This window comes from Kitasatospora sp. NPDC001132, assembly GCF_053598415.1.
Window position 1 is genome coordinate 32,649 of the sequence record NZ_JBSFKF010000012.1, and the last position, 15,459, is coordinate 48,107.

The window sequence follows — 15,459 nt, forward strand, 5'->3', positions numbered from 1 at the left end:
CCGCGTGTTGACAGGCGGTGGCCAAACTCTTCCGGTATTGCGCATTGGGGGCGGACAGGATGTACGAGGACGGCGCGGCGACCGGCCGGGGCACGGACACCGAGTGGGACTGGGCCAGAACCGACGACTGGCAGCCGCCGAGCGAGCTGGACACCGGCGTCCCGCACACCGCCCGGATGTACGACTACTACCTCGGCGGCAAGGACAACTTCGAGGCCGACCGCAAGGCCGCCCAGGCCGCGATAGCGGCCTACCCCGCGCTGCCGCTGCTGGCCCGCACCAACCGGCAGTTCCTCGGCCGCGCCGTGGAGTTCGTGGCGGGCCGGGGCGTGCGCCAGTTCGTCGACATCGGCACCGGCATCCCGGCCGTCGGCTCCACCAGCGAGGTCGCCCAGCGGGTCGCCCCGGACGCCCGGGTGGTGTACGTGGACAACGACCCGATCGTCGCCACCCACGCCCGCGCCCTGCTGGCGAGCCACCCCGCCGGGCACACCTCGGTGATCGAGGCCGACCTGCGGGACCCGGCCGCGATCCTCGGCCACCCCGCGCTGGCCGGCGCCATCGACCTCTCCCAGCCGGTCGCGCTGATGCTCGTCGCCGTGCTGCACTTCATCCGGGACGAGGACGGCGCCCAGCAGATCGTCCACACCCTGCGCGACGCGCTCGCCCCCGGCAGCGCGCTGATCCTCTCCCACGGCAGCCCGGACTTCGCCTCCCGCGAGAGCGCCTCCGCGGGCACCCGCGTCTACCGCAGCGCCAGCGCCCCGCTCGTGCTGCGCTCCCGCGCCGGCGTCGAGCCCTTCTTCGGCGACTTCGAGTTCGCCGGCCCCGGGCTCGTCCAGCTCCCGCTCTGGCGCCCCACCGCGGGCCACGTCCCCACCACCGAACTCCCCGAGGGCTGGCAGGACGTGTCGGCGTACGCCGGCGTCGCCTTCAAGAAGTGACCTCAGCCGCCTCCGGTAGTTCTCGGTCGTCCGCTCAGGTCCGGTCCCGGCGCCCCCTCCTACGCCGGGACCGGACCGTCGAAGCCTACGTACCCCCACTGACAGACCCTCACCGTCCCGGCTACCCTGCGGCGTGACCGCCACCGCCCTGCCGCCGCTGCCCCCGGACGTCGCCGAACTGCTGCGCGCCCTCGACGCCCCGCCCCGCCTGGTCGCCCACCTCGCCCTGGTGCACGAAGTGGCCGAGGAGATCACCGGGTTCTGCGCCCGCGAGGGCCTGGTCTTCGACCGCGAGGCCGTCCTCTACGGCGCCGCCACCCACGACATCGGCAAGACCGTCCACCCCGAGGAGCTCTCCGCCCCCGGCTCCAGGCACGAGCCCGCCGGACACGCCCTGCTGCTCGCCCACGGCGTCCCCGAGCACCTCGCCCGCTTCGCCCGCACCCACGCGAGCTGGGGCGGCCCCGGTGTCACCGTCGAGTCGCTGCTGGTCAGCCTGGCCGACAAGGCCTGGAAGGACAAGCGGGTCCGGGGCCTGGAGGACCTGGTGGTCGAGCGCCTCGCCGCCGCCGGCGGACGGGAGCGCTGGGAGGTCTTCCTCGCCCTGGACGACCTGCTCAGCCGGATCAGCGAGGACGCCCCGCGCCGGCTCGCCGTCCAGGCCGCCCACCCGGTGCGGACCGGGTGAAAATCGGCGCGACACGGCCGGTCGGCGGGTGTTAGCTTCCGCGGCATGGAATCCCTGGGTGAGAACGAGATCCGCGCGTCCTTCGTCAACTGCTCCAAGGGCGAGGCCCGTCGGCTCAACCTGCCCCGGGGCCTGGCCGAACTGCCCTGGGAGAACCTGGACTTCCTCGGCTGGCGGGACCAGGGCGCGCCCGACCGGGCGTACCTGGTGGCGCCGTACGGGGGCGAGCTGGTCGGCGTGACGCTGCGCTCGCCGGTGATCCGGCGCAGCCTGACCAAGACCAACGTGTGCTCGCTGTGCATCACCTCGCACGCCGGGTCGGGGGTGGCGCTGCTCGCCGCCCGCCGGGCCGGGGCGGCCGGGCGCGAGGGCAACACGGTCGGCACCTACATCTGCGCCGACCTCGCCTGCTCGCTCTACGTGCGCGGGCTGAAGAAGTCCACCCTGGTCACCCGGCCCGACGAGTCGCTGCCGCTGGAGCTGCAGATCGACCGTACGGTGGCCAACCTCGACGGCTTCCTCGCCAAGGTGCTCGCGACCGCGGCCGCGTAACGGCTCCGGGGCTCTCCGCACCCGGGGCTCTCCGCACCCGGGGCTCTCCGCACCCGCGGCCCCGGCGTCCGGGGCCGCTCAGTGCCCGCTCAGTGCCCACGCAGCTGGTCCAGCTCGCGGCGCTCCCGCTTGGTCGGCCGCCCGGTCCCGCGGTCCCGGGTCCCGGCCGCCGCGACGAACTCGCGCGGCGGCCGCGGCGGGCTGTTGTCGACCAGGCACTCCGCCGCGACCGCGGCGCCGACCCGCTTGCGGATCAACTGCCGCACGACCACGACCCGCTCGTACCCCTCCTCGCGGACCCGCACCTCGTCGCCGGGCTTCAGCGCCTGCGCGGGCTTGGCCCGCTCGCCGTTCACCTTGACGTGCCCGGCGCGGCAGGCGGCCGCCGCCAGCGCCCGCGTCTTGACCAGCCGGACCGACCAGATCCAGCTGTCCACCCGCACGCTTCCCTCGTGTTCAGCCATCCTCGGAGCCTACCCAAGGCCGGGGGCCGGTCCGCCCTACGCGGCGCGCGGCGCCTCCTGCACCGCCCAGCCGTTCCCGTCCGGGTCGTTGAAGAACACGAAGTTGTTCCAGGCCTCGCCGTGCCCGTCGACCCGGCCCCCCGCCACGAAGTGCTGGACCGGGCTGACCTGCACGCCCCTGGCCTGCAGCTCGGCGTGCGCCCGCTCGATGTCGGGCACCACCAGCTGGAGCCCCTTGACCGAGCCGGGCGGCGAGTCGATCACCCCCTCGCCCACCACGATCGAGCAGGGCGAGCCGGGGGGCGTCAGCTGGACCACCCGGACCCCGTCCCGGAGCAGGGTGTCGTGGTTGACGGTGAACCCGGCCTGCTCCTCGTAGAAGAGCTTCGAGCGGTCCACGTCGGACACCGGGACCACCACGACTTCGAGTTTCCACTCCATCACCCTCACCCCTCTCGGCCGGGCCCTTCCAGTATCCGTCCGTAACCGCCGCCGGGAGGTCGGATAGCCTGAGAACACGATGAATCCCCAGACCACGCCCGCCGCGACCCCGCCGGACACCGCCTTCGCCACCCCGTGGGGCACCTTCGAACTCACCCGCTTCCCCGAGGATCCGCGCGAGCGGCTGCGGGCCTGGGACGCCGCCGACGAGTACCTGCTGCGCCACCTCGCGGGCAAGGCGGACAGCGCGGCCGGCGCCGCGACCGGGCTGGCCGACCGCACGGTCGCCGTCCTCGGCGACCGCTGGGGCGCGCTGACCACCGCGCTCGCCGACTACCGACCGTTCCAGATCACCGATTCCCACCTCGGCCGCCGGGCCACCCTGGCCAACCTGGCCAGGGTGGGCGCCGTCGTCGAGGAGTCCCGGCTGCTCACCACCCGGGACACCCCGCCGGAGCGGATCGACGTGCTGCTGGTGCGCGTCCCCAAGAGCCTGGCCCTGCTGGAGGACCAGCTGCACCGGCTCGCCCCCGCCCTCCACGAGGACACGGTGGTGATCGGCACCGGCATGGTCACCGAGATCCACACCTCGACGCTCCGGCTCTTCGAGCGGATCCTCGGCCCGACCCGCACCTCGCTGGCCGCCCGCAAGGCCCGGCTGATCTTCTGCGCCCCCGACCGGGCGCTCGACCCCGGCCCCAACCCGTGGCCGCACCGCTACGCGCTGCCCCCGGACATCGGCCCCGTCTCCGGCCGTACCGTCGTCAACCACGCGGGCACCTTCTGCGCCGATCGGCTGGACATCGGCACCCGCTTCCTCCTCGCCCACCTGCCCGTCCCCGCCCCGGGCGCCCGCGTGGTGGACCTCGGCTGCGGCAACGGCGTGGTCGGTACGGCCGCCGCGCTGGCCGGGCCCGGCGCGGAGCTGGTGTTCGTGGACGAGTCGTACCAGGCGGTGGCCTCCGCCGAGGAGACCTTCCGCACCAACCTGGGCCCGGACGCCGCGGCCGAGTTCCTGACGGCCGACGCCCTGGCCGCGGACGCGGTGGCGCCCGGCTCGGTGGACCTGGTGCTCAACAACCCGCCGTTCCACTCCCACCAGGCCACCACCGACGCCACCGCCTGGCGGATGTTCACCGGCGCCAAGCGGGCGCTGCGGCCCGGCGGGGAGCTCTGGGTGGTCGGCAACCGCCACCTCGGTTACCACGTCAAGCTGCGCCGCCTCTTCGGCAACTGCCAACTCGTCGCCGGGAACCCCAAGTTCGTGGTGCTGCGAGCCGTGAAGCGCTGACCCCGCCGCCCCGCCCCGGCGGGGGTCCGGCGCGAACTCCTTGCATGAATTTTCCACCGCGCGTATATTCATGCCAAGACGAAGGAGGAACGCCATGGCATTGCGAGTCGCCGTCGCCGGCGCGAGCGGTTACGCGGGCGGCGAGGTGCTGCGCCTGCTGCTCGGCCATCCGGAGGTGGAGATCGGGGCGCTGACCGGCGGCTCGAACGCGGGCACCAGACTGGGCACGCTCCAGCCGCACCTCCTCCCGCTCGCCGACCGCGTCCTCGAGGCCACCACCTCCAAGGTGCTGGCCGACCACGACGTGGTGTTCCTGGCCCTGCCGCACGGTCAGTCCGCGGCCGTCGCCGAGGAGCTCGGCCCGAACGTCCTGGTGATCGACTGCGGCGCCGACTTCCGGCTCAAGGCCGCCACCGACTGGGAGCAGTTCTACGGTTCCGCACACGCCGGCACCTGGCCCTACGGCCTGCCCGAACTCCCCGGCCACCGCGCCGCGTTGGCGGGCAGCAACCGGATCGCCGTACCCGGCTGCTACCCGACGGCCGTCTCTCTCGCGCTGTTCCCCGCGTACGCCGCGCAGCTCGCCGAACCGGAGGCCGTGGTGGTCGCCGCCTCCGGCACCTCCGGCGCCGGCAAGGCCGCCAAGCCGCACCTGCTGGGCAGCGAGGTGATGGGCAGCGTCAGCCCGTACGGCGTCGGTGGCGTCCACCGGCACACCCCGGAGATGGCCCAGAACCTCTCCCCGCTGGCGGGCGAGCCGGTCACCGTCTCCTTCACCCCCACCCTCGTCCCGATGCCGCGCGGCATCCTCGCCACCTGCTCGGCCAAGGCCAGGCCCGGGGTGACGGCGCAGAGCCTGCGCACCGCGTACACCGAGGCCTTCGCGGACGAGCCCTTCGTCCACCTGCTGCCCGAGGGGCAGTGGCCGCAGACCAGCAGCGTCTACGGCGCCAACACCGCCCTGGTCCAGGTCGCCCTGGACGCCGCCGCCGGGCGGATCATCGCGATCAGCGCGATCGACAACCTGGTCAAGGGCACCGCCGGCGGCGCGGTGCAGAGCATGAACATCGCCCTCGGTCTGCCCGAGGAGCTCGGTCTTCCCGTGAACGGAGTCGCACCGTGAGCAAGAGCACGAACGTCGGAGTGACCGCCGCCAAGGGCTTCCGGGCCGCCGGCGTGACCGCGGGCATCAAGGCCTCCGGCACCCCCGACCTCGCCCTGGTGGTCAACGACGGCCCTTCGCTCGCCGCGGCCGGCGTCTTCACCGCCAACCGGGTCAAGGCGGCACCAGTGCTCTGGTCCGAGCAGGTCCTCAAGGGCGGCCGGGTCTCCGCCGTCGTCCTCAACTCCGGCGGCGCCAACGCCTGCACCGGCCCGCTCGGCTTCCAGGACACCCATGCCACCGCGGAGAAGGTCGCCGCCGAGCTGGGCCTGAACGCGGGCGAGGTCGCCGTGGCCTCCACCGGCCTGATCGGCGTACGGCTGCCGATGGACATCCTGCTCCCCGGGGTCGCGCTCGCCGCCGGCGAACTCGCCGAGGACGGCGGCGAGGCCGCCGCGATCGCCATCAAGACCACCGACACGGTGCACAAGACCGCCCAGTACACCAGCCCGGCCGGCTGGACGGTCGGCGGCATGGCCAAGGGCGCGGGCATGCTCGCCCCGAGCCTCGCCACCATGCTGGTCGTCCTCACCACCGACGCCGACCTGGACGGCGCCGCCCTGGACACCGCGCTGCGCGGCGCCACCCGCACCACCTTCGACCGGATCGACTCCGACGGCTGCACGTCGACCAACGACACCGTGCTGCTGCTCGCCTCCGCCGCCTCCGGCGTCACCCCGGAGCAGGCCGAGTTCGCCGAGGCCGTCCGCACGGTCAGCGCCGACCTGGCCCGTCAGCTGATCGGCGACGCCGAGGGCGCGAGCAAGGAGATCCGGATCGACGTCACCGGCGCCGCCACCGAGGACGAGGCGGTCGAGGTCGCCCGGACGATCAGCCGCAACAACCTGCTCAAGTGCGCCATCCACGGCGAGGACCCCAACTGGGGCCGGGTGCTGGCCGCGATCGGCACCACCTCCGCCGCCTTCGACCCGAACGAACTGGACGTCGCCATCAACGGCGTCTGGGTGTGCAAGTCCGGCGGCGTCGGCGAGGACCGCGACCTGGTGGACATGAAGGGCCGCGAGGTCGTCATCACGGCGAACCTCAACGCCGGCCCGGCGGGCGCCACGCTGTGGACCAACGACCTGACGGCCGACTACGTTCACGAGAACAGCGCCTACTCGACCTGACCGGCGTCACTTCGTCCGCGACACCCTGAGCCGCGACACCCCGGGCCGCGACACCCGATCCGCGACATCCTCCCCCAGCCTCCGGCCGGGGGGACCCCCATCGACGAGGGAAACCCGTGCAGATCGCACCCAAGGGCGAACAGGCCCGCAACAACACCGCGTTGCCCAAGGCCATGACGCTGATCGAGGCGCTCCCGTGGCTGGAGCGCTTCCACGGCAAGACCGTCGTGATCAAGTTCGGCGGCAACGCCATGGTGGACGAAGGCCTCAAGGCCGCCTTCGCCCAGGACGTCGTCTTCCTCCGCTACGCCGGTCTGCACCCCGTCGTGGTGCACGGCGGCGGCCCCCAGATCAGCGCCCAACTCGACCGGCTGGGGCTGGAGTCGAGCTTCACCAACGGCCTGCGGGTCACCACCCCGGAGACCATGGACGTGGTCCGGATGGTGCTGGCCGGCCAGGTGCAGCGCGAGCTGGTCGGCCTGCTCAACGAGCACGGCCCGTTCGCCGTCGGCATGACCGGCGAGGACGCCCACACCATGACGGCGGTCAAGCGCTACGCGGTGGTGGACGGCGAGCAGGTCGACATCGGCCTGGTCGGCGACATCGTCAACATCGAGGCCGGCGCGGTGAAGGCGATGATCGCCGACGGACGGATCCCGGTCATCTCCTCGATCGCCCGCAGCGCCGACGGCCACGTCTACAACATCAACGCGGACACCGCCGCCTCCGCGCTCGCGGTCGCGCTCGGCGCCGAGATGCTCGTCGTCCTCACCGACGTCGAGGGCCTCTACAAGGACTGGCCGAACTCCGACGACGTGATCAGCCAGCTCACCGCGACCGAGCTGGAGGAGCTGCTGCCCGACCTGGCCAGCGGCATGCTCCCCAAGATGGAGGGCTGTCTGCGGGCCGTCCGCTCCGGCGTGGGCACCGCCCGCGTGCTGGACGGCCGGGTCCAGCACAGCCTGCTGCTGGAGATCTTCACCGACGAGGGCATCGGCACGATGGTCGTGCCGGACGACGAGACGACCGTGATCGGGGGACTGGCATGACCGGCACGACCGGCGGCACCGGAGCGACCCACAACGAGCAGTTCACCGAGCGGTGGCAGCACTCCTTCACCGACAACTACGGCACCCCCCGCATCCCACTGGTGCGCGGCGAGGGCAGCAAGCTCTGGGACGCCGACGGCAAGGAGTACACCGACCTGCTCGGCGGCATCGCCGTCAACGCCCTGGGCACCGCCCATCCGGCCGTCGTCGAGGCGGTGAGCAGGCAGATCGCCACCCTCGGCCACGTCTCCAACCTCTTCATGGCCGAGCCCACCATCGCCCTCGCCGAGCGGCTGCTGGAGCTGGACGGCCGCCCCGGCGGCCGGGTGTTCTTCTGCAACTCGGGCGCCGAGGCCAACGAGGCGGCCTTCAAGATCAGCCGGCGGACCGGCCGCACCCACCTGGTCGCCCTCCAGGGCGCCTTCCACGGCCGCACCATGGGCGCCCTCGCGCTCACCGGCCAGCCCGCCAAGCAGGACCCGTTCCGCCCGCTGCCCGGCGACGTCACCCACGTCCCGTTCGGTGACGTCGAGGCGCTGCGAGCGGCCGTCACCACCGAGACCGCGGCCGTCTTCCTGGAGCCGGTCCAGGGCGAGAACGGCGCGATCCCGCTGCCGGACGGCTACCTGAAGGCCGCCCGCGAGATCACCCGGGCCACCGGCACCCTGCTGGTCCTGGACGAGATCCAGACCGGCGTCGGCCGCACCGGCCACTGGTTCGCCCACCAGGCGTACGAGGACGTGGAGCCTGACGTGGTCACCCTGGCCAAGGCGCTCGGCGGCGGCCTGCCGATGGGCGCGGTGCTGGCCTTCGGGCCGGCCGCCGAGCTGCTCACCCCGGGCCAGCACGGCACCACCTTCGGCGGCAACCCGGTGGCCGCCGCGGCCGGGCTGGCGGTGCTGGACACCATCGAGTCCGAGGGCCTGCTGGAGCACGTCCGCAAGCTCGGCGAGCGGCTTCGCGACGGCGTCGAGGCGCTCGGCGACCCGCTGGTCTCGCACGTGCGCGGGGCGGGCCTGCTGCTCGGCATCGTGCTCACCGAGCCGGTCTCGGCCAAGGTCCAGGCCGTCGCCCAGGAGGCGGGCTTCCTGGTCAACGCGGCCGTCCCGGACGCCGTCCGGCTGGCCCCGCCGCTGGTGCTGACCGAGCAGGAGGCGGACGCCTTCCTGGCCGCGCTGCCGGGCATCCTCCGGACGGTGCGAGAGAGCGCCCCGGCCGATGCGAGCTGACCGTTGTCCGGGAGAATAATCACATGACCGCTTCCCACTCCGGCCCGTCCGCCACCGGCCCGACGCCGCAGGTCCCGCAGACCCGCACCGCGCGCCACCGGCGGATCGTGGACCTGCTCACCCGCCAGCCCGTGCGTTCGCAGAGCCAGCTCGCCAAGCTGCTCGCCGACGACGGACTCGTGGTCACCCAGGCCACCCTCTCCCGGGACCTGGACGAGCTGGGCGCGGTCAAGATCCGCAACCGGGACGGCGCGCTGATCTACGCCGTCCCGGCCGAGGGCGGCGACCGCACGCCGCGCGCGCCGATGGGGGAGTCGGCCAGCGAGGGCCGGATGGCCCGGCTGGCCGGCGAGCTCATGGTCTCCGCGACGGCCTCCGGCAACCTGGTGGTGCTGCGCACCCCGCCGGGCGCCGCCCAGTTCCTGGCCTCGGCGATCGACCAGGCCGAGGTGTTCGAGATCATCGGCACCATCGCCGGCGACGACACCGTGCTGCTGATCAGCCGGGACCCGGCCGGCGGCCAGGCGCTCGCCGACCACCTCATGCAACTCGCCCAGGCGAAGGCGCAGTAGCGTTCCGACCCGAAGAACCCCGGCCCGACGGAGACCGTCCGGCCGGGGTTTGTTTTTCATACGGCGTCGTGCATACTTATGCCATCCGCTGCACATGCATGAAGGAGCCAAGCGATGACCGCCGAGCAGTCCTCCGACGTCCGCCTCTGGGGCGCGCGCTTCGCCGACGGCCCGTCCGAGGCGCTGGCCAGGCTCTCGGCCTCGGTCCACTTCGACTGGCGCCTCGCGCCGTACGACATCGCCGGCTCCAAGGCCCACGCCCGGGTCCTGCACAAGGCAGGCCTGCTCTCCGACGAGGAGCTGGCCGGCATGCTGGCCGGGCTGGACCAGCTGCTCGCCGACGTCGAGGCGGGCACCTTCACCGGCACCGTCGCCGACGAGGACGTGCACACCGCCCTGGAGCGCGGCCTGCTGGAGCGCCTCGGCCCCGACCTCGGCGGCAAGCTGCGCGCCGGGCGCTCGCGCAACGACCAGATCGCCACCCTGTTCCGGATGTACCTGCGGGACCACGCGAAGACCATCGGCGGCCTGCTGCTCGACCTCCAGCAGGCCCTGGTCGGCCTCGCCGAGGCGCACCCGGACACCGCGATGCCGGGCCGCACCCACCTCCAGCACGCCCAGCCGGTGCTCTTCGCCCACCACGTCCTCGCGCACGTGCAGGCCCTCGGCCGGGACGCCGAGCGGCTGCGCCAGTGGGACGCCCGCACCGCCGTCTCGCCGTACGGCTCCGGCGCGCTGGCCGGCTCCTCGCTCGGCCTCGACCCGCAGGCCGTCGCCGCCGACCTCGGCTTCGAGGGCGGCTCGGTCGGCAACTCCATCGACGGCACCGCCTCGCGCGACTTCGTCGCCGAGTTCGCCTTCGTGACCGCGATGATCGGCGTCAACCTCTCCCGGATCGCGGAGGAGGTGATCATCTGGAACACCAAGGAGTTCGGCTTCATCACGCTGCACGACGCCTTCTCCACCGGCTCCTCGATCATGCCGCAGAAGAAGAACCCGGACATCGCCGAGCTCGCCCGCGGCAAGTCCGGCCGGCTGATCGGCAACCTGACCGGCCTGCTGGCCACCCTCAAGGCGCTGCCGCTCGCCTACAACCGGGACCTCCAGGAGGACAAGGAGCCGGTCTTCGACTCCTGCGACACGCTGGAGGTGCTGCTGCCCGCGTTCACCGGGATGATGGCCACCCTCACCGTGCACAGGGAGCGGCTCGAGGAGCTGGCCCCGGCCGGCTTCTCGCTCGCCACCGACATCGCCGAGTGGCTGGTCAAGCAGGGCGTGCCGTTCCGGGTCGCGCACGAGGTGGCCGGTGCCTGCGTCAAGGTCTGCGAGGCCGAGGGCATCGAGCTGTCCGACCTGACGGACGAGCAGTTCGCCGCGATCTCGGAGCACCTGACGCCCGAGGTGCGCTCGGTGCTCAACGTCCACGGAGCCATCGCCGCCCGCAGCGGGCGCGGCGGAACCGCCCCCTCGGCGGTCGCGGTCCAGCTCGCCGAGGTGAAGGCGGACCTGGCGCGGCAGCAGGAGTGGTCGCGGGGCTGAGCCCCGACCCGGGGGGCTGATCCCCGGCGCGACGGGGGAGGGGCGCGGCGGTCGGACCGGCGCGCCCCTCCGGCGTCCGCGCCTCGGCCCGGGCGTAACCGGCCCCGTCCCGGACCGTCATGCACGGTGTGTGCACCGCCCTTCCACCCGCCCCCTCCGCCGAGGACGTCTACCTCGCCGAACACCGCCGCCGCGTGGTCCGCGAGACCGTCGCCGCCCTGCCCGGCCGCTGCCCGCAGCTGATCGCCGCGCTCGCCGAGGATCCGCCGCCCACCTACCGTGAGCTCTCCGAGCGGCTCGACATGCCGCGCGGCTCGATCGGCCCCACCCGTTCCCGCTGTCTGGCCTGCCTGCGGATGCTGCTCCACGCGGAGCGGTACCCCTGAGCGCGGGCCCGTACGACCGGGCGCGGCGCACCCGGCCCGGCAGGTGACCCTCCTCACGTCCGCCCCCGCGAAGGTTGAGCGGAGCTGACACCCGGGTAGAGCGCTGGCGAACGCAGCTCTTGACGGTGGCGCGATCGCTCGGATACTGAGCGTGAGCGCGCGCCACCCTCTGCGCGCCGGGCACGACGACTGGGGAGGCCCCTCCACATGGGCATGAGCGTGATCATCTCGGCTGCCGAGGCCGACGACGCGGAGCAGATCCTCAAGCTCCAGTACCTCGGCTACCAGCCCGAGGCCGAGCTGTACGGCGACTGGGCGATCGAGCCCCTGACGCAGAGCCTGGAGAGCCTGCGCGCCGAACTGTCCGAGCAGCACTTCCTGGTGGCCCGGCTGGGCGACGAGGTGGTCGGCACCGTCCGCGGCCGGGTCGGCGCCGACGGTGTCGCCCGGATAGGACGCCTGGTCGTCCACCCGCGGATGCAGCGCCACGGCCTCGGTGGCCGCCTGCTGGACGCGCTGGAGCGCCGCATCGCCCAGGACGGCCCGGTGAGCGCCTACCGGCTGGTCACCGGCCACCGCAGCCTCGGCAACCTGCGGCTGTACGCTCGACAGGGGTACCGGCAGACCGAGGTCGAGCAGGTCAACAGCCGGCTGAGCTTCGTCCACCTGGAGAAGCCCGCCACGACCGCGCTCGCCGCGACGGCCTGAGCCCGCCGCCCCGCGCACGCCTCCCGGCGCCGCCACCATCCGGACCACCGGTGGCGGCGCCGAGCCATGTCTCCGCTGGTCAAGGCGTTGCATGTCCGCATTGCGGACAGCTCGGCCAAAAGATTGGGCGGAATTCGACCCATCTGTTTTACTGGCTCACATGACTGCGACGACGAACTGGACCCCCACCGGCACCCTGCCGGCAGGTGAGCGTGCCATGTGTCGTCGAATGTGTCACTGCTGAGGGCCATCGCCCCCGGCGCCTGCTGAAGGTGCCCCTCCCTCGCGCCCCGAAGCGAGACTCCGGCGCCGCTCCCGCCCGTGCGAGCGCGCCGCTCCTCCCGGACCCCTCCCTCGGCCGTGCCCGCCCACCCGCGGGCCGGGTGACTCGTCAGGGCCACGCCGTCGCGCGGCCCGGCCCTGCCGCGGCCACGACCGAGGGAGTCGAGTCCGGATCCCCCCGGCGCAACGCCGTGACGCCGTCGACCGCACGCCGGTCGGACGGTCGATCCACGCCGCCCGCCCCCGACCCACGGAAAGCCGCTGTGATCACCACCACGGACCTGACGAAGGTCTACCGTTCCCGAGGCCGCGAGGTGACCGCCCTCGCCGGCGTCGACCTGCACGTCCGCCCGGGCGAGGTCTACGGAGTCGTCGGCACCAGCGGTGCCGGCAAGTCCACCCTCATCCGCTGCGTGAACATGCTGGAGCGCCCGACCTCCGGCACGGTCACCGTGGACGGGCTCGAGCTCACCGCACTGTCCGGCGGCGAGAACCGGGCCGGCAGGGAACTGCGCGAGGCCCGCCGCCGGATCGGCATGGTCTTCCAGCACTTCAACCTGCTCTCCTCGCGGACCGTGCAGCAGAACGTCGAACTCCCGCTGGAGATCGTCGGACTGGACCGCACCGAGCGCCGCCGCAAGGCCGCCGAACTGCTCGACCTGGTCGGCCTCGGCGACAAGGCCCGCAGCTACCCGCACCAGCTCTCCGGCGGCCAGAAGCAGCGCGTCGGCATCGCCCGGGCGCTGGCCGGCGACCCCAAGGTGCTGCTCTCCGACGAGGCCACCTCGGCGCTCGACCCGGAGACCACCCGTTCGATCCTCAAGCTGCTGCGCGACCTCAACCAGCAGCTGGGCCTCACCGTCCTGCTGATCACCCACGAGATGGACGTCATCAAGTCCGTCTGCGACTCCGCCGCCCTGATGCGCGGCGGCCGGGTGGTCGAGTCCGGCGAGCTCACCGACCTGCTGGCCCAGCCCGGCTCGGAGCTGGCCCGCGAGCTGTTCCCGCTCGGCGAGTTCGGCACCGGCCGCCCCGCCTCCACCGTGCTGGAGATCACCTTCCAGGGCGACAGCTCGGCCCAGCCGTTCGTCTCCCAGCTCGCCCGCACCTACCAGATCGACATCAACATCCTCGGCGCCGCGGTGGAGACCATCGCCGGCCGGACGGTCGGCCGGATGCGGGTCGAGCTTCCCGGCAGCCACCAGGACAACGTGGTGCCGATCGGCTACCTGCGCGAGCAGGGCCTGCAGGTGGCCGTCCTCGACTCGGACGGCGTCGGTGTGACGAACGGAGCGGTGGCATGACCTGGGACCAGATGCAGGAGCTGATGTGGCCCGCCACCCTGGAGACCTTCCAGATGGTCGGCGTGTCGACCGTCTGCACCGTCCTCCTCGGACTGCCCCTCGGCATCCTGCTGGTGCTCACCTCCAAGGGCGGGGTGCTCCAGAACCAGCCGGTGAACAAGGTGCTCGGCGCGGTCGTGAACCTCACGCGCTCGATGCCGTTCATCATCCTGATGATCGCGCTGATCTCCTTCACCCGCTGGCTGACCGGCAACTCCCTCGGCTGGCAGGCGGCCACCGTGCCGCTGACCGTCGGCGCGATCCCGTTCTTCGCCCGGCTGGTCGAGACCTCCGTCCGTGAGGTCGACCGCGGCCTGGTCGAGGCCGTCCACGCGATGGGCGGCGGCACCTGGACCCTGGTCCGCAAGGTGCTGGTCCCCGAGGCCCTCCCCGGCATCGTCGCCTCCGTCACCACCACGGTCATCGCGCTGATCGGCTACTCCGCGATGGCCGGCACCGTCGGCGGCGGCGGCCTCGGCGACCTCGCCTACCGGTACGGCTACCTGCGGTTCGAGACCACCTTCATGTGGATCATCGTGGCGGAGATCGCGGTCATCGTCACCGTGATCCAGCTGGCCGGCGACTACGCCGTGCGCCGGCTGGGCAACCGCGGCCACGGCGGCGGACGCACCCGACTGCTGCGCAACCGCCCCGCCGCCCCCGCCGACGAGGACCTCGTCGCCCCCTAGACCTCCCTCGTCCGACCCCGGACGCGGCTCCCCGTTCCACGCAGAAAGGCACTTTTCGTGCGCAACGCCCTGAAGTTCACCAGCATCCTCGCCACCGCCGGCGTCGCCCTCTCGCTCGCCGCCTGCGGCAGCTCCGGGTCCTCCTCCTCGGACCCGAACGCGCCGCTCAAGGTCGCGGCGACCCCCACCCCGCACGGCCAGATCCTGAAGTTCGTCAAGGACAACCTCGCGGAGAAGGCGGGCCTCAAGCTCGACATCAAGGAGGTCACCGACTACGTGACCCCCAACACGGCGGTGCAGGACGGTTCGGCCGACGCCAACTACTTCCAGCACCTGCCGTACCTGGAGGACTTCAACAAGAAGAACGGCACCGACCTCGTCTCGGTCGAGAACGTGCACCTGGAGCCGCTCGGCGCCTACTCCAAGAAGGTCAAGTCGCTCGCCGACCTGCCGGACGGCGCCACCGTGGGCCTGCCGAACGACGCCACCAACGAGGGCCGCGCACTCAAGCTGCTCGCCGACAACAAGCTCATCACCCTCAAGGACGGCGCCGGCACCGCCGCCACCCCGGCCGACGTCACGGGCAACCCGAAGAACCTCAAGTGGAAGGAGCTGGAGGCCGCCCAGCTGCCCCGCTCCTACTCCGACCTGGACGCCGCCGTCATCAACAGCAACTTCGCGATCCAGGCCGGCCTGAAGCCGACCACCGACGCCCTGGTGCTGGAGAAGGCCGAGAACAACCCGTACGCCAACATCCTGGTCGTCAAGAAGGGCAAGGAGAACGACCCGCGGGTGAAGAAGCTGGAGGAGCTGCTGCACTCCGACGAGGTCAAGAAGTACATCGCCGACACCTTCCAGGGCTCGGTCATCCCGGCCTCCTGAGCCGAACCCCGCCCCACGCCCCGATCCCGACCGGGCCCCCGCCGCACCTCGGCGGGGGCCCGGTCGGGCAGTATGCGGCAGGGACGCTCCGGCCGGCCGCGTTCTGAC

The 15,459-nt window shown here is 72.8% G+C and carries 17 protein-coding genes; 15 read left to right on the forward strand and 2 right to left on the reverse strand.

Annotation, left to right across the window (positions count from 1 at the left end):
• The first annotated feature begins 59 nt into the window (after positions 1–59).
• The 3 genes from ACWDBE_RS18285 (at position 60) to ACWDBE_RS18295 (ending at position 2,184) form a co-directional block, all read left to right on the forward strand.
• Positions 60–944 carry an SAM-dependent methyltransferase gene (locus ACWDBE_RS18285; protein WP_449789537.1) on the forward strand — a complete coding sequence of 295 codons (885 nt, stop codon included), beginning with the start codon at positions 60–62 and terminating at the stop codon, positions 942–944.
• A 133-nt stretch (positions 945–1,077) separates the two neighbouring features.
• The gene (locus ACWDBE_RS18290) at positions 1,078–1,632 is read left to right on the forward strand and encodes an HD domain-containing protein (protein ID WP_449808545.1); all 555 of its coding nucleotides are present in this window, start codon (positions 1,078–1,080) and stop codon (positions 1,630–1,632) included.
• Between the two features lie 45 nt (positions 1,633–1,677).
• Positions 1,678–2,184 carry an FBP domain-containing protein gene (locus tag ACWDBE_RS18295; protein WP_449789535.1) on the forward strand — a complete coding sequence of 169 codons (507 nt, stop codon included), beginning with the start codon at positions 1,678–1,680 and terminating at the stop codon, positions 2,182–2,184.
• A gap of 89 nt (positions 2,185–2,273) precedes the next feature.
• Here the strand turns inward: ACWDBE_RS18295 and ACWDBE_RS18300 are convergent, their stop codons facing one another.
• Positions 2,274–2,648: an RNA-binding S4 domain-containing protein gene (locus ACWDBE_RS18300; protein ID WP_392874564.1), complete on the reverse strand. Its 375-nt coding sequence runs from the start codon at positions 2,646–2,648 to the stop codon at positions 2,274–2,276.
• Positions 2,649–2,684: 36 nt separating this feature from the next.
• Complete coding sequence (locus tag ACWDBE_RS18305) at positions 2,685–3,089, reverse strand: VOC family protein (protein WP_392874567.1); 405 nt, start codon at positions 3,087–3,089, stop codon at positions 2,685–2,687.
• Positions 3,090–3,168: 79 nt separating this feature from the next.
• Here ACWDBE_RS18305 and ACWDBE_RS18310 point away from each other — a divergent pair, with 79 nt between their 5' ends.
• From ACWDBE_RS18310 to ACWDBE_RS18365, 12 genes are all read left to right on the forward strand, one after another.
• Entirely contained in the window at positions 3,169–4,380 is a 1,212-nt protein-coding gene (locus ACWDBE_RS18310; protein ID WP_449808546.1) for a methyltransferase, read from the forward strand.
• A 94-nt stretch (positions 4,381–4,474) separates the two neighbouring features.
• Positions 4,475–5,503 carry an N-acetyl-gamma-glutamyl-phosphate reductase gene (gene argC, locus ACWDBE_RS18315; RefSeq protein ID WP_449808547.1) on the forward strand — a complete coding sequence of 343 codons (1,029 nt, stop codon included), beginning with the start codon at positions 4,475–4,477 and terminating at the stop codon, positions 5,501–5,503.
• The gene (argJ, locus tag ACWDBE_RS18320; protein WP_449808548.1) at positions 5,500–6,672 is read left to right on the forward strand and encodes a bifunctional glutamate N-acetyltransferase/amino-acid acetyltransferase ArgJ; all 1,173 of its coding nucleotides are present in this window, start codon (positions 5,500–5,502) and stop codon (positions 6,670–6,672) included. The genes argC and argJ overlap by 4 nt, the downstream gene beginning before the upstream one ends.
• A gap of 173 nt (positions 6,673–6,845) precedes the next feature.
• Positions 6,846–7,721 (forward strand): acetylglutamate kinase, encoded by an 876-nt coding sequence (gene argB / locus ACWDBE_RS18325; protein WP_449789567.1) that lies wholly within the window; start codon positions 6,846–6,848, stop codon positions 7,719–7,721.
• Complete coding sequence (locus ACWDBE_RS18330) at positions 7,718–8,950, forward strand: acetylornithine transaminase (RefSeq protein WP_449808549.1); 1,233 nt, start codon at positions 7,718–7,720, stop codon at positions 8,948–8,950. Before argB ends, ACWDBE_RS18330 begins: the two co-directional genes overlap by 4 nt.
• Positions 8,951–8,973: 23 nt before the next feature.
• Entirely contained in the window at positions 8,974–9,522 is a 549-nt protein-coding gene (locus ACWDBE_RS18335; protein WP_360343103.1) for an arginine repressor, read from the forward strand.
• A gap of 114 nt (positions 9,523–9,636) precedes the next feature.
• Positions 9,637–11,061 (forward strand): argininosuccinate lyase, encoded by a 1,425-nt coding sequence (gene argH, locus ACWDBE_RS18340; protein ID WP_392874583.1) that lies wholly within the window; start codon positions 9,637–9,639, stop codon positions 11,059–11,061.
• Positions 11,062–11,189: 128 nt separating this feature from the next.
• On the forward strand, positions 11,190–11,447 hold the full coding sequence (locus tag ACWDBE_RS18345; RefSeq protein ID WP_449789529.1) for a hypothetical protein: 258 nt from the start codon (positions 11,190–11,192) through the stop codon (positions 11,445–11,447).
• A 207-nt stretch (positions 11,448–11,654) separates the two neighbouring features.
• Complete coding sequence (locus ACWDBE_RS18350) at positions 11,655–12,155, forward strand: GNAT family N-acetyltransferase (RefSeq protein WP_449789528.1); 501 nt, start codon at positions 11,655–11,657, stop codon at positions 12,153–12,155.
• A 545-nt stretch (positions 12,156–12,700) separates the two neighbouring features.
• Positions 12,701–13,741: a methionine ABC transporter ATP-binding protein gene (locus ACWDBE_RS18355; protein ID WP_449789527.1), complete on the forward strand. Its 1,041-nt coding sequence runs from the start codon at positions 12,701–12,703 to the stop codon at positions 13,739–13,741.
• Positions 13,738–14,469, forward strand: a complete 732-nt coding sequence (locus ACWDBE_RS18360) for a methionine ABC transporter permease (RefSeq protein ID WP_449789526.1) — start codon at positions 13,738–13,740, stop codon at positions 14,467–14,469. The genes ACWDBE_RS18355 and ACWDBE_RS18360 overlap by 4 nt, the downstream gene beginning before the upstream one ends.
• A 57-nt stretch (positions 14,470–14,526) precedes the next feature.
• Positions 14,527–15,351, forward strand: coding sequence for a MetQ/NlpA family ABC transporter substrate-binding protein (locus tag ACWDBE_RS18365; protein ID WP_392874598.1), 825 nt, complete (start codon positions 14,527–14,529; stop codon positions 15,349–15,351).
• Positions 15,352–15,459: the final 108 nt, after the last annotated feature.